The sequence below is a fragment of the Rhodonellum psychrophilum GCM71 = DSM 17998 genome (genome assembly GCF_000381545.1).
Taxonomy (GTDB): domain Bacteria; phylum Bacteroidota; class Bacteroidia; order Cytophagales; family Cyclobacteriaceae; genus Rhodonellum; species Rhodonellum psychrophilum.
In genome coordinates this window covers 374,531-396,960 of the sequence record NZ_KB906675.1, presented here as the reverse complement: position 1 = coordinate 396,960, position 22,430 = coordinate 374,531, and the positions used below count along the sequence as shown (strand labels likewise).

19 protein-coding genes are annotated in these 22,430 nt (G+C 41.2%); 11 read left to right on the top strand and 8 right to left on the bottom strand.

Translation table 11 applies throughout. From position 1 onward, the window contains the following. Position 1: 1 nt before the first annotated feature. The 4 genes from tsaD to F824_RS0107790 all read left to right on the top strand — a co-directional run bounded on the left by tsaD (position 2) and on the right by F824_RS0107790 (position 4,745). Positions 2–1,006, top strand: coding sequence for a tRNA (adenosine(37)-N6)-threonylcarbamoyltransferase complex transferase subunit TsaD (gene tsaD / locus F824_RS0107805; RefSeq protein ID WP_019597317.1), 1,005 nt, complete (start codon positions 2–4; stop codon positions 1,004–1,006). A gap of 106 nt (positions 1,007–1,112) precedes the next feature. Then, positions 1,113–1,577, top strand: coding sequence for an SsrA-binding protein SmpB (gene smpB / locus F824_RS0107800; RefSeq protein ID WP_026333567.1), 465 nt, complete (start codon positions 1,113–1,115; stop codon positions 1,575–1,577). 53 nt (positions 1,578–1,630) lie between these two features. After that, the gene (locus F824_RS0107795) at positions 1,631–2,137 is read left to right on the top strand and encodes an HNH endonuclease (RefSeq protein ID WP_019597315.1); all 507 of its coding nucleotides are present in this window, start codon (positions 1,631–1,633) and stop codon (positions 2,135–2,137) included. Between the two features lie 163 nt (positions 2,138–2,300). Continuing rightward, a complete protein-coding gene (locus F824_RS0107790; protein WP_139189661.1) occupies positions 2,301–4,745 on the top strand; it encodes an ATP-binding response regulator in 2,445 nt (814 codons plus the stop codon). Between the two features lies 1 nt (position 4,746). Here the strand turns inward: F824_RS0107790 and F824_RS0107785 are convergent, their stop codons facing one another. Both F824_RS0107785 and F824_RS0107780 read right to left on the bottom strand, forming a co-directional pair. Then, on the bottom strand, positions 4,747–6,102 hold the full coding sequence (locus tag F824_RS0107785) for a sigma-54-dependent transcriptional regulator (RefSeq protein ID WP_019597313.1): 1,356 nt from the start codon (positions 6,100–6,102) through the stop codon (positions 4,747–4,749). A gap of 88 nt (positions 6,103–6,190) precedes the next feature. Continuing rightward, a complete protein-coding gene (locus F824_RS0107780) occupies positions 6,191–6,508 on the bottom strand; it encodes a hypothetical protein (protein WP_139189659.1) in 318 nt (105 codons plus the stop codon). 497 nt (positions 6,509–7,005) lie between these two features. Between F824_RS0107780 and F824_RS0107765 the strand changes: the two genes are divergently transcribed. Continuing rightward, positions 7,006–8,889 (top strand): amidophosphoribosyltransferase, encoded by a 1,884-nt coding sequence (locus F824_RS0107765; RefSeq protein ID WP_026333566.1) that lies wholly within the window; start codon positions 7,006–7,008, stop codon positions 8,887–8,889. Positions 8,890–8,997: 108 nt separating this feature from the next. Here the strand turns inward: F824_RS0107765 and F824_RS0107760 are convergent, their stop codons facing one another. From F824_RS0107760 to F824_RS0107750, 3 genes are read right to left on the bottom strand one after another with little or no spacing between them, the layout of a single operon-like run. After that, complete coding sequence (locus F824_RS0107760) at positions 8,998–9,351, bottom strand: response regulator (RefSeq protein ID WP_019597308.1); 354 nt, start codon at positions 9,349–9,351, stop codon at positions 8,998–9,000. Continuing rightward, complete coding sequence (locus F824_RS0107755; RefSeq protein ID WP_019597307.1) at positions 9,348–10,760, bottom strand: ATP-grasp domain-containing protein; 1,413 nt, start codon at positions 10,758–10,760, stop codon at positions 9,348–9,350. Before F824_RS0107755 ends, F824_RS0107760 begins: the two co-directional genes overlap by 4 nt. Before the next feature lie 52 nt (positions 10,761–10,812). Beyond that, on the bottom strand, positions 10,813–11,568 hold the full coding sequence (locus F824_RS0107750) for a sulfite exporter TauE/SafE family protein (protein ID WP_019597306.1): 756 nt from the start codon (positions 11,566–11,568) through the stop codon (positions 10,813–10,815). 183 nt (positions 11,569–11,751) lie between these two features. Here F824_RS0107750 and F824_RS0107740 point away from each other — a divergent pair, with 183 nt between their 5' ends. After that, a complete protein-coding gene (locus F824_RS0107740; protein WP_026333565.1) occupies positions 11,752–12,804 on the top strand; it encodes a M42 family metallopeptidase in 1,053 nt (350 codons plus the stop codon). Positions 12,805–13,146: 342 nt separating this feature from the next. Here F824_RS0107740 and F824_RS0107730 read toward each other — a convergent pair whose 3' ends face one another. Then, positions 13,147–15,780, bottom strand: a complete 2,634-nt coding sequence (locus F824_RS0107730; protein ID WP_019597302.1) for a valine--tRNA ligase — start codon at positions 15,778–15,780, stop codon at positions 13,147–13,149. Positions 15,781–16,210: 430 nt separating this feature from the next. Between F824_RS0107730 and fahA the strand changes: the two genes are divergently transcribed. Then, positions 16,211–17,458, top strand: coding sequence for a fumarylacetoacetase (gene fahA / locus F824_RS0107720; RefSeq protein WP_019597300.1), 1,248 nt, complete (start codon positions 16,211–16,213; stop codon positions 17,456–17,458). A 100-nt stretch (positions 17,459–17,558) separates the two neighbouring features. Here fahA and hutG read toward each other — a convergent pair whose 3' ends face one another. After that, a complete protein-coding gene (gene hutG / locus F824_RS0107715) occupies positions 17,559–18,539 on the bottom strand; it encodes a formimidoylglutamase (RefSeq protein ID WP_019597299.1) in 981 nt (326 codons plus the stop codon). Positions 18,540–18,723: 184 nt separating this feature from the next. Here hutG and F824_RS0107710 point away from each other — a divergent pair, with 184 nt between their 5' ends. The 3 genes from F824_RS0107710 to F824_RS0107700 all read left to right on the top strand — a co-directional run bounded on the left by F824_RS0107710 (position 18,724) and on the right by F824_RS0107700 (position 20,284). Further along, the gene (locus tag F824_RS0107710) at positions 18,724–19,206 is read left to right on the top strand and encodes a glutathione peroxidase (protein ID WP_019597298.1); all 483 of its coding nucleotides are present in this window, start codon (positions 18,724–18,726) and stop codon (positions 19,204–19,206) included. Between the two features lie 38 nt (positions 19,207–19,244). Further along, a complete protein-coding gene (locus F824_RS0107705; RefSeq protein ID WP_019597297.1) occupies positions 19,245–19,691 on the top strand; it encodes a DoxX family protein in 447 nt (148 codons plus the stop codon). A gap of 155 nt (positions 19,692–19,846) precedes the next feature. Beyond that, on the top strand, positions 19,847–20,284 hold the full coding sequence (locus F824_RS0107700; RefSeq protein WP_019597296.1) for a MarR family winged helix-turn-helix transcriptional regulator: 438 nt from the start codon (positions 19,847–19,849) through the stop codon (positions 20,282–20,284). 352 nt (positions 20,285–20,636) lie between these two features. Here the strand turns inward: F824_RS0107700 and F824_RS0107690 are convergent, their stop codons facing one another. Beyond that, on the bottom strand, positions 20,637–21,020 hold the full coding sequence (locus tag F824_RS0107690) for a hypothetical protein (RefSeq protein ID WP_139189657.1): 384 nt from the start codon (positions 21,018–21,020) through the stop codon (positions 20,637–20,639). A gap of 456 nt (positions 21,021–21,476) precedes the next feature. Between F824_RS0107690 and F824_RS0107685 the strand changes: the two genes are divergently transcribed. After that, positions 21,477–21,911, top strand: a complete 435-nt coding sequence (locus F824_RS0107685; protein WP_019597293.1) for a hypothetical protein — start codon at positions 21,477–21,479, stop codon at positions 21,909–21,911. Positions 21,912–22,430 lie beyond the last annotated feature (519 nt).

Below are 22,430 nucleotides of genomic sequence, written 5' to 3'. Positions count from 1 at the left end.
AATGAAGGTAACGATACTGGCCATTGAGTCATCCTGCGATGAAACTTCGGCGTCTGTAATATCTAATGGCAAAATACTCAATAATATTGTGGCCACGCAATCTGTACACGAAAAATATGGGGGGGTAGTTCCTGAACTGGCATCCAGGGCACATCAGCAACATTTGATTCCGGTCATCCACGAGGCGATGATCTCTTCGGGTATTGACAAAAAAGAGCTGTCCGCTGTGGCATTTACAAAAGGTCCAGGATTGATGGGCTCATTGATGGTGGGCGTTTCCTTTGCTAAATCCTTTGCCTTCATGTTGGATATTCCTTTGATTGAGGTCAACCACATGCAGGCCCATATTTTGTCCCACTTCATTGATGACCCAAAACCCAACTTCCCGTTTATTTGTATGACGGTAAGTGGCGGCCATACGCAATTGGTCTTGGTACGGGACCATTTGGATATGGAAGTAATAGGAGAAACCACCGACGATGCTGTGGGGGAGGCCTTTGACAAAACTGCCAAATTATTGGGTTTGCCATATCCAGGCGGACCTTTTTTGGATAAATATGCCCAAGAGGGAAATCCTTTGGCTTACTCCTTTCCAGTTGCGGACATGCCGGGACTGAAATTCTCCTTCAGTGGAATCAAAACCTCAATCCTTTATTTTTTAAGGGACAATCTTAAGAAAAATCCAGACTTTGTGGAACAAAACCTGGCCGATATTTGTGCTTCTGTACAGTATACCCTGATCAAGACATTATTGTTGAAACTCAAAAAAGCAGCAAAGGAGCACAATATCAAAGAAATAGCGATTGCCGGTGGAGTTTCGGCAAACTCTGGTTTGAGAAAAGAGCTTGGATTGACAGCAGAAAAACTGGGATGGAACGTTTATATTCCAAAATTGGAATACTGCACCGACAATGCAGCGATGATAGCGATGGCTGCCCATTATAAATTCCTGAAAAGTGAATTCTGTGGCATGGATGTGGTGCCGGATGCAAGGATGAAGATCTGATTTGGAATACCCTTTGGGAGGTAGGACGATGGTGTCCATTGCGCATTCTCAGGTAGGGCTGGCTCCTGATGGAGCGGTATATTATTAAATGAATTCAAAGAAAAAAATGGCGAAGATCAATAGATTCGAAAAAAAAATAAACATCAAGAATAAAAAAGCAAGCTTTGAATTTGAGTTTGTGGATACCTACGTCGCCGGGTTGGTATTGCGGGGAACCGAAATCAAATCCATCAGGGAGGGAAAGGTTTCGCTTACTGAGGCATTTTGCTTTTTCAAGAGTGAAGAACTTTTCATCCGACAAATGCACATTGCACCCTATTCCATGGCTGCTAGTTTCAACCATGAAGCGGTTCGCGAGCGAAAGCTGTTGTTAAGTAGAAAAGAACTTGATAAATTGGAGAGTAAATTTGCAGAAAAAGGGCTCTCGATTATACCCATCCGTATATTTATCAATGACCAAGGACTCGCCAAAATGGAGATTGCTTTGGCTCGTGGTAAAAAGACCCATGACAAAAGACAGGATATCAAGGAAAAAGATGCGAAAAGAGAGCTTGGAAAACTAGCCTACTGAAACAATTTTATTATACATTAGGTTTTTGTGGTTGGGTTAAAATTAACTTTATTATGGAAAAACGTGTGTTGGTATTGAATATGGATCACTCCCCTGTAGCTGTTGTGACGGTTCAGAAAGCACTTGTTTTGACTTTTTTGGATAAGGTGATTTGCCTGAGTTATTATGATCATTTTGCGATCAGAACCGTCGATCGGGTTTTTAAGTACCCTGCCGTAATTCGGCTCAATGAGTATAAAAACATCCCCTATAGAGGAGTTCTTTTGAACAGGAACAATCTCTTCAAAAGGGATAAGGGAGAATGTCAATACTGTGGTTCCAAAAAGCATCTTACCATCGACCATGTGGTTCCCCGCTCTAAAGGAGGTGCCACGAATTGGAGCAATTTAATTACAGCTTGCCACAGGTGCAATGTCCAAAAAGGGGACAAAACACCCGAGCAAGTGGGATTGATGCTAAAAAACCACCCTTTCAGGCCTTCCCTTTCTTATTTTTTGACTGAATATGCGGAAAGAAACGCAGAAGAATGGGTGCCTTTTTTGGAAATCAAGACAGTCTAAGGAGTTCATTACAATATACTTATGTCTATATTTGTTGAAGCATAACCCAGCTTGGAATAATAATTGTGAAGTTGATGGATTGAAGCGAAGAATTTAAAAACCTAAAGCAAGGATTGAAGTGGGAGGAAAAGTAAAAATTGGATTTTTTCTAGCAATATTTTTAGTGATCAGCGTAAGTTTGGTCACCTTTTTCAGTATTCGCAATCTATTGGATACGGTTGAAAATCTATCGGAACCCAATGAAAAACTTAGGCAGTTGAATGGATTGATGTCAGATGTCCATTTGCTGGATATTTCCCGCGAGGATAGACTGACCGACAAGGATTCTGTTTTTAAGAAAGCATTGGACCGCATCATTGCTAGGTTGGATTGGCTGAGCCAAAATGCAGATGAAACAGCAGAAATGGAGAGTTTTGATAAAATAAACCATAATGTTAGGGAATTGCTCGTTGGTTATGCTGGTTTGGAGGAAATCAACAACAATCTCTCCAACAAAAATTCTGGACAAAAAGCACTCAAAAGCATTGAGACTAAAATTCAAAGGCAAAGGCAATCAATTGAGCTTGAGTTTTTGGGTAAAATAAAGGAGCGAGATTTTTTTGCCGAACATGCCCCAAAGTTGGACCAGCAAAAACCTAAGAAAGCTAATCAGATCGAGAATCCGGACTTAAGTGAAAAGGAAGCAAAACTTCAGGGGATCGATGACTTGGAGGCTGTTAAGCAAAATTTGGTGGCCAAAGGAGTCCAGAAATCCCGTGCTGACTCCATATTGATCCCTTTGAAAGACTTTGTCACCAAAATTTATAGGGATGAGCAGCAATTAAAAGGCAACTTCGCCAATCTGCAGGCAAGCCTGTTGGAAAAGAACAAAGTGATTTTTTCGGAAATACAAGCCCTGATTACGGGTATTCAACAAAACCTTTTGGTAGATTATAAGGAGAAAAATCAATCCGCTTATAAAATGACTACCAATGTTTCTTTCATTTTGGCATTTTTGGTATTTTTGGGTGTCATTGGTTCATTGGGGTTTGTTTACAGCATATTGAAGGAAGTTCGACAGGCAAATTCCTACAGAAAAAGGCTTGAGAATGCCAAAAAACACTCTGATCATCTGGCAAAAGCCAAGCAGGACTTTTTGGCGAATATGAGCCATGAGATCAGAAACCCCCTCCATGCAATCCAGGGCTTCCAAAATGCCCTTTTTAAAACGGATCTGAATCCCAACCAACAGGAGTTTGTGCAAATGATCGGTTTTGCGTCCGAAACCCTGATGGCGATCGTGAATGATATATTGGATTTTTCAAAACTGGAAGCTGGAAAAATCCATATTGAAAAAGAGCCATTTGATCCCAAGAAGCTTTTTTTGACTATTCAGAGCTTTTTTGCCCTGAAAGCAGAGGAAAAAAATCTTGATTTTAATTGGCAAATCGACCTCCAGGAAGACAAATGGATGGTAGGGGATCAATTAAGAATCAACCAAATCCTGAATAACCTGATCAGCAATGCCTTGAAATTTACCCACAAAGGAAGCATTGAGGTTTCGATCGTGCAAAACTCCAACAACACCATTGCTTTGGTTGTGGAGGATACCGGGATGGGGATGAACCAAGAGGTATTGAAAAAAGTATTTCAGGAATTTAATCAAGGGGATGCCTCCATGACGCGGAAATTTGGGGGAACGGGTCTTGGTCTCGCCATTGTGAAGAGATTGGTGGATCTACAGCATGGAGAAATAAAGGTAGAAAGCGAGGTTGGAAAAGGGACCAAAATAAGTCTTGAAATCCCCACTCAATTCGTAGCGCCGGTATTGAAAACCGCTCAGGAGGACAGCAAATTCACCTACAGCTTGAAGGGCTTGGATATTCTAGTGGTTGACGATGATACGATTGGTCTCAAATTTATCCGATTGCTATTGGAAAGTCTTGGTGCCAATGTGGTTTCCTGTTTGGGAGGCGTGGGCTTTCGAGACAATTTCAAGAACCGTCCATTGGATTTGGCCATATTGGATATTCAAATGCCCGAAGTGAGTGGTTTTAGGGTGAAGGAAATGCTACGGGAAATCCCAGAGTACCATCAACTGCCGATTTTGGCGATGACAGCAAATGTGTTTGTAAAAGAAAAAAACAAGTTATTGGAGGAGGGCTTTGATGATTTATTGTTAAAGCCATTCACGGAAAGCCAAATACTGAAAAAAATCGGATTTTTGCTTCATTTGACCAAAATACCAGTGCAACAGATAGGGAAACAAAGAAATGAAGACATCAAGCCCTACAATCTGGAGGACTTGAGAAAATTCTGCATGGGTGATGAAGATTTGCTTCTTGAGGTGATGACAGACTTGGTTTCCAGTACTGCAGCCGATTTAAGGGAATTGGAAGTGGCGATGGAGGCCAAAAACTACAGCATCGTCCGTGAAATTACCCATCAACTTTCCAGCAGATTGGGCCAAGTCAGGGTTCCTTCCGGGCAGAAAGCCAGAGAAATTGAGATTTCAATCAAAAACAATAAACTAGATGGGGTTGATGAAATTCTCAATGATTTTATTTCCGAAACCAGAATTTTTTTAGAGTTGGTTTCTCAAGACCTCAACTTACTGGTTTTCAAATAAACTAGTCAATGCCGTATTTTTCCATTTTGTTATAAAGGGTCTTTCTGTCTATTCCCAGGGTTTTTGCTGCCTTGGACTTGTTGTACTTAACTTCCTGAAGGACCCTGATGATCATTTCCTTTTCCTGAAGCATCTGGCTGGTTTTGAAATCAGCGCTCTCCACATTCGAGGTTTCTTCGAGGGCTTTTGTAACAGGCTCATCTATCAATTCCCTAGGTAGGCTGTTGATTCCGATGTATTCACTTTGGCTCAGCAGAACGGCCCGGCGCACAATATTTTTCAATTCCCGGAGATTTCCTGGCCAAGTGTATTTTTCAAAAATATGGACGGCGTCTGCATCAAATCCCTTGATGTTTTTGCCTAGCTTTTGATTGCTTTGTTCCAAAAATTGATTGGCAAAAACCATCAAATCTTCCTTTCTTTCCCGTAAGGGGAGTGCCGTGATCGTAAACTCATTCAAGCGGTGGTAGAGGTCTTCCCTAAAAGTACCCTCCTTGGCTTGTTGGAGCAATTCCTCATTGGTTGCGGCAATAATCCTGATATCAATGGGGATTTCCTGATTGCCTCCGATTTTTCTGATCTTTCTTTCTTGTAATGCCCTTAGGAGTTTTATCTGAATGTCATAGCTCAAGTTTCCAACTTCATCCAAGAACACGGTGCCTCCGCCGGCAGCTTCCAAATGTCCTATTTTGTTATCGAGTGCGCCTGTGAAAGACCCTTTTACATGGCCAAATAACTCACTTCCGGCAAGCTCTTTGGAAAGTGCCCCGCAGTCAATCGCTACAAACTGACCATGGCTTCTCGAGGATTTTCGGTGGATCCGCTTTGCAATATATTCCTTACCTGTTCCTGTTTCTCCCAAAATGATTACTGTCAAGTCCGTCGGAGCTACAAGCTGGATGTGCTCCTCAATGTGTTTGGACGTGTCACTTTTTCCTACGATATAATCTTCGTCGGATTTTGGGGCTGATTTCTTTTTCTTTTTAGGCGTTTCATTGGCACCTTCCAATGCTTCGTTTACAGTGAGGAGCAGCTCATCCGGATTGATAGGTTTTAGGATATATTCAAAAGCACCCATTTTCATCGCTTTCACAGCAACACGAATGTCTGAATAATTGGTGATCAGCAACACAGGGATATCTTCCAAAACCTCTTTGGAATACCGAAGTACTTCCAATCCCGTCCCATCCGGCAGCCGAAAATCTGTGATAATCAGCGAAGGTTGATGCGTGTCCAGATAAACTTTAGCGTCTTCTATTTTAGTTAGGGCATCAACCGAAAAATTGTTTTTTTCCAAGAAATTTTTTATTATTCTGGAATAGGTCAGGTCATCTTCTACCAAAAGAATTTTTATCATCGATAAAGGTAAAATTTTCCTTCGGATTATTAAAAAAATAAAGCACCGAAAATATTTCCGGTGCTTTAAATGATTTAAGATAAAGGGTTTATTCTTTTATTTCTTTGCCATTGATGTCAAATTTTTTAATCAGTTCTTCACCGGCATTGTCAAATTTGATTTTGAAGTGTGTTGCGCCTTTTTCATCCGTGATTTGCCATGCTTCGGTAATGCTCAAATCTGCAATGGTTTCATCTGTGGCAATTGCCGTTTTTACAGCTGGGGGAAGTTGCTCAGGATCTAATTTAACCTTGTCCTGGTTTGTCATCACCATTTTTTCTATTTCTTGTGTCTGGGCATTCACCATCATTGGAGAAGCAGCCAAAGCGAATACCATTAATGCGGGGAAAATAAATCGCGTTTTCATGTGAATTGTATTTAAGTTAGAAATAATAAATTGGTTTATTTAAGGATTTGATTCTGAAATTCAGTTTCAGCTTGATTGATTCTGAATAGAGTTTCATGATTTTGAGCATGTGAATGGGAATAGGAATTCAACTGGAAATTTGCCCAGCTCAATAGCGTCATAAGAATTAAGCCTACACCCAAGATCAGTATGGTGATTATCTTTTTCATGATATCTGTCGTACAGAAGTTATGCCACTGGCCTTATGAATGAATTTGGCATAAAAATCAGTATTTTTTGGATTTTTGCTGTAGAAAAAATCAGCAGTCTGTTGCAAATTCCCTCAGGAGGGAGACAGAGATTGATTTGAGGTTTCCTACTTGGTTTTCAGTTTAAAGAGGATTCCGGAAAACGAAGTCATTCACTGTGGATTCTTTGACTCCAATTTTTTTATTGCTTCGGTTATCTTCCAAAAAACGTTAACTTTGTATACTCAAATATAACTTTGATCCCACCCAATGAGTGAAGCTATCAAACACGAGTGCGGCATAGCCATGTTGCGACTTCGTAAACCCCTTCAACACTTCATCGATAAATACGGTACACCTCTTTATGTCCCGAATCGGCTGTACGTGTTGATGCAAAAACAAATAAACAGAGGTCAGGATGGTGCTGGCGTGGCCAATATCAAAATTAACACAAATCCCGGAACGAGATACATCAGCCGCTATCGTTCTATAGAACCCCAAGCGGTAAATTTTATCTTTGATAAAATCCACAAAAAATATAAAAAGGCCAAGAAACTGGGAGGCGAGAATGCACTCTTTGACGCCGAATGGTTAAAGGAAAACATCGCCTTCACCGGGGATTTATGGTTGGGGCATCTTAGGTATGGCACCCATGGAGAAAACAGCATTGAAACCTGTCATCCTTTCCTGAAGCAAAATAACTGGAGAAGCCGAAATTTGGTCATGGCGGGTAATTTCAACATGACGAATGTGGAAGAACTTTTTGATAAATTGGTGCAACTGGGTCAGCACCCAAAAGAGAAAACCGATACCGTCACGGTCATGGAGAAAGTGGGGCACTTTTTGGACGAAGAAAACCAACGCATTTTCGACAAATACAAGCATCAGTTTTCGAACGAGCAAATCACCGCAGTTATCGAGGATGAATTGGATGTAAGTCGAATCTTGAGAAGATCCTGTAGGGATTTTGACGGAGGCTACGCCATGGCTGGTTTGATAGGAAATGGTTCCAGTTTCGTCGTGAGGGATCCTTATGGCATCCGTCCGGCTTACTATTATGCTGACGATGAAATCGTCGTGGTGGCTTCCGAGAAGCCAGCAATTAAATCTGCTTTTGACATCGATTATAAAGAAATCAAGGAGGTAAAACCGGGACACGCATTGATCATCAATAAGGATGGTTCTTTCGGAGAGTATGAAATCATGCCTGCCAAGGAGAAAAAATCATGCAGTTTCGAAAGGATTTATTTTTCCCGTGGGACAGATCCGGACATTTACAGAGAAAGAAAAATGCTCGGAAAAGCTTTGGTACCACAAGTGCTCAAAGCCATTGATTTTGACCTGAAAAATACTGTGTTTTCCTATATTCCAAATACAGCAGAAACTGCTTTTTTAGGAATGATAGAAGGCGTGGAAGATTATCTGAGCGCCAAGAGGAGAGAAGTGTTATTGGAAGGAAAACCTCATTTGGAGGATTTGGAAGAACTCCTCAACTTCAGGCCGAGAGTTGAGAAATTGGTGAGCAAGGATGTCAAACTTCGAACCTTCATCACCAATGATCAAGATCGGGATGCCATGGTCGCTAACGTGTATGATACCACTTATGAAGTAGTGCGGTCAGGAATTGACACTTTGGTCGTCATTGATGACAGTATCGTCCGCGGTACTACTTTGGAAAAAAGCATCTTGACTACTTTGGATAAATTAAATCCCAAAAGAATCGTGATTGCCTCATCGGCACCACAAATCAGATTTCCTGATTGTTACGGCATTGATATGTCCAAAATGAATGAATTCATTGCATTCAGGGCGACTGTTGCATTACTGAAGGAGCGGGGAATGACGGATCTGATGGATGAAGTGTATGAAAAATGCAGCGCCAATTCAATGTTTGCCAAGAATTATGTAACGGAGATTTATGCTCCTTTCACGGATCAGGAAATTTCAGATAAGATAGCCCAGATCATCACGACCAAAGATATTCATGCAGAGGTTAAGGTCATCTACCAAACCGTGGACAACCTTCATAAATCATGTCCCGATCATTTGGGAGATTGGTATTTTACCGGGGATTATCCGACAGAAGGTGGGATGCGCGTGGTCAACAAGGCCTTTGCAAATTTCATGGAAGGAAAAGCGGTGAGAGCCTACTAAAAAATCAAATCAGGGCCGCGGAAATCCAAAAACATTTTCGGGGAAAACAAAAAAACTGCCTTTGGGGATTCATTCTCCCAAAGGCAGTTTTTTTTCTGATATGTTTGGTTACATGCTCTTGATTATTTTCAACAGATCATCTGGATCAATAGGTTTGGCAATAAAGGCATCGGCGCCGGCTGATTTGGCTTCGGCAGCGACTTCCTCATCCCCAAAGCGGGTAATGAGTAGGACCTTGGTCTCTGGGTTTTTGAATTTCAATTTTTTGAGAATTTCCACCCCGTTCATGTCAGGCAATCTGTAATCAAGAATGGCCTGACCAAAATTGTTCAAATCCATCAGCTCCAAAGCATCTTTACCGTTCTGGGCATCCATCACTTCAAAATTGTTCTTGGAAAGAAAGCGGGTGAGAAGCTTGCAGAATACTACATCGTCTTCAACTATTAATATTTTTGAGCTCATGATAGCGTTGTTTGGATTTTAAAATTAGGGATAGAAGTTTTATCACCAAAAGTTTTTCGGGCATTTTGGTCAATCGCATAGACGCCCATGATGCTTTGGACAAAGCCTTTGATCATTTCATCGATACCCAAACCGAGCTGGCCAAAGTTGCGCACATCAAAAAGCATCAGCCTCTCATCAGCATATGTCCAGCCATCTTCTCCTTTGACAGAAAGATTCGTGCCATAAACTTCCCAAGAGTTCATGTCTTCGGGAAGCGGCGTGTTCAGGGGAAATCTTGACCTTCTTGAATAAACAGCCAAAGGACGCATCCCCTCTTCTGTGGCATGCATCATAAGCCTAAGGTCAAAAGCGAAACTCCTTCCCTTGCTATCCGGAATGGTCCCTACATGGTACCAAGCTTTCATGGGATCCAATCCATTGCTATAATTGCTGTGAATCAATTCTTGCACCAAATATAGCTGATTGGGGTCAAGCTGGGATTTGGCATGCTCCAGCTCTTTTTTGCTGATCACAGTGTAAACGCCTTGCCCTGCATTGGAGTCTGGAACTTTGATCACCATGCTTCCTCCGAGCATTTCGAAATGTCTTTCCAATTCATAAAAAGAGACATTCCTGAATGTGGAAGGAGTGAAGATACTGATCCCTTTATCTGCAAATTTTCTATTGAAATCATCATAAGCCCGACTGGCAACTTCCTTGTTTCTCCCGCCCGCCAAACAAGCCTCTATGGGATTGAGAAGAAGGGTTTTAGTGTTTTCAGGGATGATGGACCAAGGTTCTTGGGTGACATACCTGAAGGCTGCTCGGATTTCCACCCACTCCTCATTCTGATTTCTAACCCACATTTTCCCATCGACAAATTTTACTGGAGGTTCAGCATCTTTGGCTTCGAATTTGGCCAAGAATACATTCTCCCCAAATACATCTGCGACCGTGGCGGCATATCCAATGTTTTCCATTGGGTTTTTGTCATAGATTACTGCCAATGCACCGTTTTCGTGATGATTATCCACCATTGGCTTGAAGGTCTGCTCGATCAATCTTTTGTATCCGCCTTGCTCTACATTCAGGTCGAGCAAAGGCATTGATTTTTGACCGGATGGGCAGCTGTTGGTTTCGATGACGGTCAATTTTCGGTTTCCCTCATTGTTGGTTACATGCATCAAATCCGTCCCTGCCCAGCGAAAATACTGGGGTTGATAGGTCATGATTTCCATTAATGCCTCAGGGTCGCTTTGTGGATGAAGCCTGTGGTACCTTTCCACCATCTGCTCATGGGTGAGATTTAAAAAATAAGAGACAAGTGGATGAATATTTGAATTTAAGACCCGTGGATACCAATGATCCGTTGGCTCAAAATCCCCAGGTTCTACCAGATGTACATTTTTTGAAATAGATAATTTCATGAAATTATGAATTAAGATTTACGAATTCTTTTTTTGATTTTTTGAAGAATTACTAGATTGAATAGATAAAAGCCGAAATGAAGTCCTTGTTTTTCCATAGCATCAGCACTCCACTCAAAACCATACTGACCACTACAATTTGTCTAAAGAAATTGTCTGACATTTTGGCCAGGATCATTTTCCCGAAGTATACGGCTATCATTGAAGTGACACCGATCATAATGCCATATTTCAAGACTTCCCCGGTCACAAAACCGAAGTAGGCATAGCTGATGATTTTGGTAGAATGGAGTAAAATGGCGTTGGCGGACCTGGTTCCCAATAGTGATTCCTTGCTGATGCCATAATTTAAATAAGCAGAATTCATCAAGGGGCCCACTCCACCAATCAGTCCGGATAAAAATGCTACAACCAAACCCATGGGGGCAAAATGCCAAGCTTTGATTTTGAATCTGGATTCGGATTTTGGTTTTTGCCTGAGTTGGAAAATCGTGGAAACCAATAATAGGCCAATTAGGATTTGAAGATAATCTGATGATAAACTTGCAAAAAGCCTGGCGCCAAGGATGGATCCGATGATGGTGGAAGGGAATAGCCAAGCAAACAGCTTCCAATCAATATGTTTCCAAAATAAAGCCACCTTTGAAGTGCTGCTCATTCCTATGCTGATGGCCATCACAGGAGCCACCGCCTTCACGCCCACTACTACAGCCACCAATGGCATAAGGAGCAGACTGGCACCTCCTCCAGTCAGTGTACTTAAAATAAAAACTATAAATGCTCCAATAAGGATAAATAGCAATTGCATAATTCTACACTTTTTTCCTTGTCAATTTAATTCCTGAAAAATTCAGGTCTTTTTCACTTGTGCCAAAGGAAATTTTGTGCCAAAAAAAGCCCTCATTTTCAATTTGGTTGTATATTGCTGTCCAAGAACTGGGTAATTATTACCCAAAACGTGACCGGATTTTAACAAAAAATGACAGACAAAATGGAATTGGATATACCTTTATTGAAGCAAATTTGTGAAATCGCTGGAGCACCTGGGTTTGAGAAAAGAATCCGGGATCTTGTAATTGAATTGGTCACTCCTCTCGTGGATGAGGTGAAAACGGACAATTTGGGGAATGTCATCGCTGTTAAAAAAAGTGAAAATAATCCTGACAATAAAAAAGTCATGGTGGCAGCCCATATCGACGAAATCGGATTTATGGTTACCCATATTGAGGAGGGTGGATTTTTGAGATTCCATACTTTGGGGGGATTTGACCCCAAAACATTGACTGCCCAGAGGGTGATTGTCCATGGTAAGACGGATTTGGTGGGTGTAATGGGCAGTAAACCCATCCACGTCATGACAGCCGAGGAAAAAACCAAAATCCCAAAATCGACAGACTATTTCATCGATCTGGGTATGACAAAAGAGGAAGTCGAAAAATATGTGTCCGTCGGTGATCCCATCACCCGGGAAAGGGAATTGATCGAAATGGGGGATTGCGTCAACTGTAAATCCATTGACAACAGGGTTTCAGTTTTTATTCTGATTGAAGCCCTGAGGAAATTAAAAAACCATCCTTATGATGTGTATGCAGTTTTTACCGTCCAGGAAGAATTGGGTATTCGCGGGGCCAATGTTGCTGCGCATGGGATCAATCCGGATTTTGGGATCGCATTGGACACCACCATCGCCTTCGATGTGCCTGGAGCACAAGCCCATGAGAAAATCACCGAACTTGGCAAAGGTACGGCCATCAAAATCATGGATGCCATGACCGTTTGTGATTATAGGATGGTGGCTTTCATGAAGAAAACAGCAACGGAACACCAAATCAAATGGCAACCTGAAATCCTGACAGCAGGGGGGACGGACACGGCTGGCGTCCAAAGAATGGGGAAACAAGGTGCGATTGCCGGTGCCATTTCCATTCCCACCCGTCACTTGCATCAAGTCATAGAAATGGCCCACAAAGAAGATATCCACGACAGTATTTTGCTTTTAAATGCCTGTTTGGAAAATATGGACCAATACGATTGGGGACATTGAGGGAAGGAATCCTGATCACATGTTGTATCTCACCATAAACTTAAACCCGAAATATGCATTGGGTTTCCAAATGGGATTGAAACCGAAAGAAAATCAGACTATTGGGAGAATGCATCCCGACACCAATAGAGTGAAAACATGAATAGTAAACAACCAATTGATTATCAGTCAGGTTTATTATTAGATTGAGTTCGAAATGCATAAAACGGGTTAAAGTTTTAAAGCAATAAAAAAGCTGCCCTGATCAATCTCAGGGCAGCTTTTTAAATTCCGATCAGCTTTTTGACTCAAAATGGGGGCAAGTCATTGTATTTACTCGAAAACCCCACTTTTTTTGCAGGATCAACCTAGATTCACCAAGCTTTCCTCCAGCGCTTTGATTTTCGCTTCGGCATCTGCTTGTTTTTTTCTTTCGATTTCAAGGACTTGGGCAGGAGCGCCGCTCACAAATCGCTCATTCATCAATTTTTTCATCACCGTGTTCAAAAATCCACGGGTATATTCCAATTCTTTCTGGATGTTTTCCTTTTCGGATTCCACATCGACTTGACCGATCATGGGAATGAAACATTCATCGGATTTGACGATAAAACCGAGTGAATTTGCCACTTGATCCCCAAACTCCAGTTTGGAAAGGTTGGCCAGTTTCTTAAGGACCATTTCAAATCGAAGGTACAAATCCGGCTGCTGTGTCTTGATGGTCAATTCGAAAGCTTCTTTCGGGGAAATCCCCTTAGAGGCGCGGATATTTCTGATCTGCGAAACCACCTCAAAAACCTGTTGGGCCTCCGCAATGGTCTGGACATCAAAAGATTTAGGGGATGGCCATTCTGAAACGATCAGTGCATCTTCGGTATTTCTTTCCTTGATTTGCTGCCAAATCTCTTCCGTGATAAAAGGCATGAAAGGATGAAGGATTTTCAGGATGTCCTCAAAAAACAAAATCGTCCTTTCGTAAGTCGCCGCATCAATGGGTTGCTGATAAGCAGGTTTGATCATCTCCAGGTACCATGAACAGAAATCGTCCCATACCAGTTTGTAGCTGGTCATCAGGGCATCGGATATCCTGAACTTGTTGAAATGATCTTCTATTTCGGTCAAGGATTCATTGAACCTGTTCTCAAACCAATGGATGGCTGCTTGGTTTTCCTGGCCATCCAATTCTGGATCAATTTCCCAACCTTTGACCAAACGGAAAGCATTCCAGATCTTGTTCGCGAAATTCCTTCCCTGCTCGACCAATTTGTCATCGTAGGGAAGATCATTGCCGGCAGGAGAACTGAAAAGCATGCCTGTTCTGACGCCATCAGCGCCATAAATTTTGATCAATTCAAGAGGATCAGGCGAATTGCCAAGGGATTTGGACATTTTTCTCCCCTGTTTGTCTCTTACAATACCTGTCAGGTACACATTCTTAAAGGGTTTTTCGCCCATGTATTCATATCCCGCGATGATCATTCGGGCAACCCAGAAAAACAGGATTTCAGGGGCTGTCACCAAATCATTGGTCGGGTAGTAGTATTTGAGGTCTTCATTCTTTTTTCCTTCGGAAAAAACTTTGGCATCAAAGACAGAAATGGGCCATAACCATGAAGAAAACCAAGTGTCCAATACGTCTTCATCCTGAACCAGATCTTCAGATTTGTAGGCGATTCCGTATTTTTCATTTGCGATTTCCAAAGCCTCTGACTTGGATTGAGCCACTACATATTCCCCGTTGGGAAGGTAATAGGCGGGAATTTGATGTCCCCACCAGAGTTGTCGGGAGATACACCAGTCGCGGACATTTTCCATCCATGAGCGGTACATGTTCTTGAATTTGGGCGGATGCAATTGGATAATATCATCCATGACCGATTGAAGTGCCGGTTTGGTGATGTCTTCCATGCTGAGGAACCATTGCAGGGAAAGCTTTGGTTCGACAATGGCATTGGTCCTTTCGGAATGCCCGACATTGGATTTGTATTCTTCCACTTTTTCCATTTGCCCGATTTCCGCAAGCATCTTGCTGATCCTTTTCCTTGCGATAAAACGGTCTTCCCCGATCAGGATTTGGGCTTTTTCATTGAGGGTACCGTCATCATTGAGGATGTCGATGACTTCCAATTTATGTTTTAAACCCAGTTCATAGTCATTGATGTCATGTGCCGGCGTGACTTTCAGACAGCCCGTTCCGAATTCCATGTCCACATATTCATCTTCGATGATCGGAATGGCTCTGTTGATCAGGGGGATGATTGCTTTCTTTCCTTTGAGATGGGCAAATCTCGGATCGTTGGGATTGATACAGATCGCCACATCTGCCATGATGGTTTCAGGACGGGTGGTGGCGATGGTCAAAAACTCGTTTTCAGTTCCTTCGATATTGTATTGTATATAATAGAGTTTCGATTGGATTTCTTTCGTGATCACTTCATCGTCAGACAAGGCAGTTTTGCCTTGAGGGTCCCAATTGACCATCCGGATGCCACGGTATATCTTTCCTTTTTTGTGGAGGTCCACAAAAACACTGATCACGGCTTCACTCAGGTCGGGGTCCATGGTGAATTTCGTACGGTCCCAATCACAGGAAGCACCCAATTTTTTCAACTGCTCCAGGATGATTCCCCCATATTTTTCTTTCCACTCCCAGGCATATTTCAAAAACTCTTCTCGGGTGAGGGATTTTTTGTCAATGCCTCTTTCTTTGAGCATGGAGACGACTTTGGCTTCCGTTGCGATGGAGGCATGGTCAGTTCCCGGCACCCAGCAGGCATTCTTACCTTCCATACGGGCCTTTCGGATCAATACATCCTGAATGGTATTGTTGAGCATATGTCCCATGTGGAGCACTCCGGTGACATTCGGAGGCGGGATGACAATGGTGTAGGGCTCCTTGGTATGATCCACTTTGGAACTGAAAAATTTATGCTCCATCCAATAGGCATACCATTTAGACTCTGTTTCTTCAGGATTGTATTTTGTAGCGAATGACATATGGGCTTCTGAAAATTTAAACTTCGAGTCGCAAAATTAACAGAAAATTTTTATGGAAGGGAGTAGAATGGAATTTACGAACCTTGAATACTGGTAAACAATTGCTTTTTTCTCCGAAGGCTATTCTCAAATAGGGGAAGTAGGCGAGTCGTTGGATGAAATCTTTTGATATGAAATATTCAGAACACCCTCTTGACAAGGTAGAAATGGTGAATGAAAACCAAATTTTAAACAAAATCACGATTTGGGTATTCCTCCTCACAAAAATGAAATTTCAATATTTTTTTTTGGTTCGGCTCTCTTTGGATTCATCGGTGGAGTCTGTAGTTGTTTGATCCAGTTATGCATTTATGATTTTATCTTCAACATTAAAACCCTAACTTTACCCCGCAACAAATTTTTACAGATGAGTGACCAGAATACGACGCCCATGAGCAGCTGGGTGCAAATTCCGAAGAATTCGGACTTTACGCTTTACAATTTACCCTTTGGGATTTTCAAGAGTAAGCGGCTTTCTCCCAGAGCTGGAATTGCCATCGGTGATAAAATCGTGGATCTTTCAGTATTGCACGACGAAGGATTTTTCTCCGATATCACCCTTCTTCCCGAAGGTATATTTTTGGGAGATTCCCTGAATAGCTTTATAGGCTTGGGAAAGCAAGTTACCAGAAAAATCAGGGAAAGGGTTCAGGACCTTTTGAAAGAAGATCAAGAAAAATTGAGGGAACACCAGAGCCGCGGAAAAGCGATGGTGAACAGGAAGGAAGCACAGATGTTACTCCCTGTAAAAATTGGGGACTATACGGATTTCTACAGCAGCATTGAGCATGCGACGAATGTGGGAACGATGTTTAGAGATCCCGACAATGCATTGCTTCCCAACTGGAGGCACCTGCCTGTAGGTTATCATGGTAGAGCTTCTTCTATCATTCCCTCAGGCATCCCGATCCATAGACCAAAGGGTCAATTTAAGGATCCGGATATGGAGAAACCCGAATTCGGTCCTTCCAGAAGACTTGATTTTGAACTTGAGCTTGCATTTGTGACCGGTAAATCCACCAAAATGGGGGACAGCATCAGCACCGAAGATGCAGAGGACTATATTTTTGGCTTTGTGCTGTTCAACGATTGGTCTGCAAGGGATATTCAGGCTTGGGAATATGTGCCTTTGGGTCCATTTTTGGCTAAAAATTTCGCTTCCAGCATTTCCCCATGGATCGTGACTTTGGAAGCATTGGAACATTTTAGGGTGGAAAATCCAAAACAAGAGCCGGAAGTGTTGCCTTACTTGAAATGCAAGAAAGACCATGGTTTTGACATCAATTTGGAAGTTTATATCCAACCTGCAGACAAGAAAGCGACCAAGGTCTGTACCTCCAATTTCAAACACATGTATTGGAATATTGCCCAGCAACTTGCCCATCAGACGAGCAATGGCTGCAATATCAATATCGGTGATTTGTATGCCTCGGGAACCATCTCAGGCAAAAGTCCCGATAGCTACGGCTCCATGCTCGAGCTTTCGTGGAAGGGAACAAAGCCGGTTGTCTTGGAAGAGGGCGGTGAAAGGAAATTTATCGAAGATGGAGATACGGTAATCATGACGGGGTTTTGCGAAAAAGAAGGCATCCGTGTAGGTTTTGGAGAGGTTTCCAGTCAGGTGCTTCCCGCAAAATAAGGATACACTATTCTATCGGTTGTCGCTGTTTAGATTTAGAAAGAATATCAAACCTTGTCTGTGTAGATAGCAGACAAGGTTTTTTTATGCCTTTTGAGGGCTACTCCGTCGAATACAGCCTTCTAGCCAAATATTCCACACACCGTGCCGCCAATCTTGCCGTAGCATTGTCCTGATCGAAGGTCGGATTGAGTTCCACGACGTCCATGCTGATGAGTTTTTTGCTTTTTGCTAAATAATCCAAAACCTTCAATGCCAGTTCGGGGCTGAAACCCATAGGGGAGGGGGCGCTGACACCTGGCGCATAGGCCGATGAAAAACCATCGAGGTCAATGGACAGCATTACCTTGTTTACCTTTCCCAAAAAAGCATCCAAGTTATTTTGGATTTGACCCCAGTTGGAAAGGGTGAAATCTTCCATGTCCATCCACCAAGTCCCCGTTTTTTTAGCAATTTCAAACAGTTCTTTGGGATTGGCGGGACTTTGTATGCCAAGGCAGAAATAATGAAATTCCAGATTGGAAGCTTTGGCTCTTTCAAAAAGTTGCAAAAAAGGAGACCCAGAATGCCCTTTTCCTTCCAGTAAGGGTCTCAAATCGAAATGTGCATCCAGATTGATGATTCCGAAGGATTCGTTTTTTTGTTCCAAATAATCCATTACTGCACTTCCATGGGCAAATGCCAAGTCATGACCTCCTCCAAGAAGAATTGGAAAATGGTGGTTTTTTAAAAGTGAAAAAGTTTTTTCCTGGAGCAATTGATGTGCGGGTTCCAAAGCTTCTTTCAGAACAGAAATATCCCCATAATCCAGGATTCTAACATTTTCAGGAAGGTGAAAAGCCATACTTCCCATCATTCTTCTGATGGATGCGGGGCCAAATTTTGCTCCGATTCGGCCTTGATTCCTTCTGACACCTTCATCGGCGGCGTAACCCAGGATAGCAATTTTTTTTACCCCATGCGCGTCTTTTATCTGCAGATTATCGAGACACTTTACTGCCTGATGCCAATATTGAACTGAATCGGCAGCTCTTCCTTTCCAAGTGTGGGGATCTGGGTTTTTGTGGAGGACTTTCATCATGAATGGAGGGTTTTGGGTTTTGATTTCAAGGTGTTTTTAAAATCGGAGTTCTCCTCAAAAATAGGCATTTGAATCCCATTTCAAAACCAAGAATTTAAGATTTAAATAAATATATCGCTTGCGATATAAAAGGATTTGCTATATTTGTATCGCAAGCGATATAAAATTTAAACAGAATTGAATTATGGCGATTACATTTTATGATTTTTCGGCAAAGAACCTTCAGGGGACTGACATTGACATGTCCAGTTTCAAGGGGAAAACCGTATTGGTGGTGAATACTGCGAGTCAGTGTGGATTGACACCGCAATTTGAGGGTTTGGAAAAATTAAACCAGAAATACAAGGACAAAGATTTGGTGATTTTAGGTTTTCCCTGCAACCAATTTGGCAATCAAGAGCCTGGAGATGCAAAGTCCATTGCCGATGGATGTCAGTTGAATTATGGGGTAAGTTTCCCGATGTTTTCCAAGATCGAAGTCAATGGGAAAAATGAGCATCCGATATACAAGTATTTAAAGGGTGAGTTGGGCGGACTTTTTGGGTCAAAAATCAAATGGAATTTCACCAAATTTCTGATCAGTGCCAAAGGAAAACCCCTCAAAAGATTTTCACCCATTACCAAACCGGAGAAAATTGACCAGTATTTGGAAAAAATATTGAAGTAAAAAAACGCAATAAATACTGCTCATTTTAAATCAAAACCATGAAAATTGACACTTTGCAACATACATCCCACAGGACCAATCTAGCCCAGAACATCGCCAGAGTTATTTTAGGAGGATTTCTGGTGATGGCAGGGACGAGTCACCTTTCTTGGAGCCGTGCAGAGTTTTTGGCACAGGTTCCATCTTGGCTGCCAATCGATGCGGACCTGGTGGTTATTCTTTCCGGCGTGGTTGAGATAATCTTGGGACTATCCCTGCTTTTTTTTACTTCTAGGCGCCGGCAGGTAGGTTGGGTTGTGGCGGCTTTCTTCGTCCTGATATTCCCAGGCAATATCTCGCAATACATGAACGGCATAGATGCCTTTGGTCTCGATACAGATCGTGCCCGTGCGATCCGATTGGTATTCCAACCTGTGCTGGTGCTATTGGCGCTTTGGTCAACGGGTGCCTGGCAAGCTTGGAGAAAGCAACAATCAGGTGATTGAAAGGTGTTTTTTCTAACTTTGCCTGATAGGATTCCCTAGAAATAGCTGACTTGGTTTCAAAACCAAGTCAGCGATATATAAATTTAAATGCGTTCAGCCATCATTTGCCAAAGTTTGAAATGGTTTGATTTTGCTGAATGATATCTAAAATTACCATGGAACAATTGAAACTTGACAATCAGATTTGTTTTCCTTTTTACGCGGTTTCCAGATTGATCACCAGGGAATACCAACCCCATTTGGATCGGCTTGGGATTACTTATCCCCAGTATTTGGTGATGCTGGTTTTGTGGGAAAACGATGGCATCTCGGTGAACGAGATTACCCAAAGGCTGATTTTAAATACCAATACCATGACGCCATTGTTGAAAAGAATGGAAGGATTGGGGCTGATTTCCAGGATGCGTTCTGAAGATGATGAGCGAAAAATCATCGTCAGCCTGACCGAAAAGGGGAGTGCAATGAAGGCCGAGGCAGGCTTAATTCCAGAAAGCCTGATGTCCAATATTTCCCCAGAAGCCGTCAATGTAGAGGAATTGCTCGCGATGAAAGACAAACTTCAGGATTGGATTGAGTATTTGAAGAAGAAGTGATATTAGAGTTTTTTTTTTTGATTCAAAAATCGCAATTTCCCTTTTTCATCATCTCCGGAATTGTCACCTTCCTTTTTTTTATTTATCGCTTGATTTTATTTAGGGCGAATCCATTCCAAGTCTAGAAGGGTTCGGGAGATCCAGTTCTTGCATATGAATTAGGTCCTTGAATAAGGGAATCTGCCAAGGCATCATTAAAGAAAAGCACATCCTTTTGAAATACAGGATTGATTGAAAGAAAATTGACTTTTCTTGAAATTAAGTTTGAAAATATAAATAATTATTAATAATCTTAAACTAGATTTATTTGTGATGGATTTAGCACAGAAATGGTGGGAGGGTTGGAAGATTGTTATAATTGGGATAATTTACTCGGAGTGACAGGTCTTGCTGTAAGTGGTTGGGGTTTAGCATCTTTAACTTTGGCCGCTGCTGTGCCAGGAGGTGTTCTTTTTGTTGCTGCAGGAGGATTGGCTATCAGCGTAGCTTCTATAGCTTCATGTAACGGAGTAGCACCTAAAATATAAATTATTTTTTGGGGATTTAACATGGACATAATTATATTGAATCTCCAAAATATTATCTTATTTAAAAGATTTATAATGAACTTTAAAAAAACACACCTCTGGACAACAGTTGTTTCTTTGAGCGTTCTAATTGTGTCGTGGATCTTATTTTTTGGTGAAAAGGTATTGCTTTCAACAGCAATTTTAATTTCATTAAGTATGATACTCACAATGACATCATTGATTATGGCATCAAAGAGAAGAATCGACAAGAATGTATAGGGTCCTGTGAAGTTATAAATTTGTGAGGGGTATTAAAATAATGTAGTTATTTATCCTTCTGATTGTGGTTTTTGGAAAATAATTTATTAGGAGACAGGAAATGTCACCAGTCCTGAATTATACTTGTATTGTTAAATAAATTATCAAAAAAAATAAATTTGTTATGAGAGAGTTTTAAGTATTGAAAGAATGGAGATTGTTAAAGGAGGTGACTCATTTTCTGAAATGATGTTTTATGCGACTGCATCCCAATATCATTTGGGTCAGTTGAGTAGTTCAAATGGATATTTTTCTTATCATGCAGCGGGTATAGGTTATTATTCAGCACGGCTAATGGTTTGTATGTGATACTTTAAAGCCGGTCAAAGATATTTTACCCGGTTTTATTCACTTTAAAATTTAATATGATGAAATTTAACTCCAAAAAAACTAAACTGATAATTTTATTTTTATTGTATTTTATAAATTTTTCTTTCTTTCAGAAAAAAGAATTAGACAGTAGAATAGTAGGGAAATGGACAAATATTTTTGCTAAAGATGTGCATGGAGAAATTATTAAAGATGATTTCTATAAGAAAGGATATGTGGATACTTTTTTAAAAAATGGTCAACTTTTGATAGATCCAAATTTTTTAAGGGATGATTTGAAGCGCAATGGAATCAAAGAGCCTTTGGACTATTCTTTGATTCCTACTTTTTCGTGGAGGACCTTTAATGATCAAATCTTGGAAATTTCGGGAAGTGGAGAAACCCAACAAATCCGATATGGATTTTTGGGTGATACACTGTTATTAGGATATTCCAATGGGAACACAAGGTATTTGATTAAAAGGAAATAGTATCCCTTTTTTAATTGCCGAATAGAGGTGTCTTCTAAAAAATCAAAATGTTGTCCACAAAATGGGTTTGTTTTTAATATGTAGGTTATGGCTTTAAGCCTTTGAATTTGTGATCTTGGATACTTTTTTGAGTCCTTGCTAATATAAATTGCAATTTCTTTCAAATCATTAATTGAGTGATTTGTCTAGTTTATTCGAACCATCCTTCAATTTCATGATCTAAAGCTTCTTCGGAGGTAATATTGTTATCTTTAGAGTTTTTAAGTCCTTTTTCAATCTTTTGAATCAAAATTAGTTGCTCTACCAAATCATCTAAACTGAATTCCTCTGGAAGGCTTTCTAGCTGTTTTCTTACAAGTGATTTCGTTAGCGTGGCGTTATTTTTTTTAAATTTATTTATTTTTAGTAGAATTTCAATGGGTTTTATCTACTATTTCCGGAATCGGCATTTTATAACTCTTCCTTTTTTCCATTTCTCCTTTGGTAGTAAATAAGGTTGTAACATATCTCCTGCAAGCT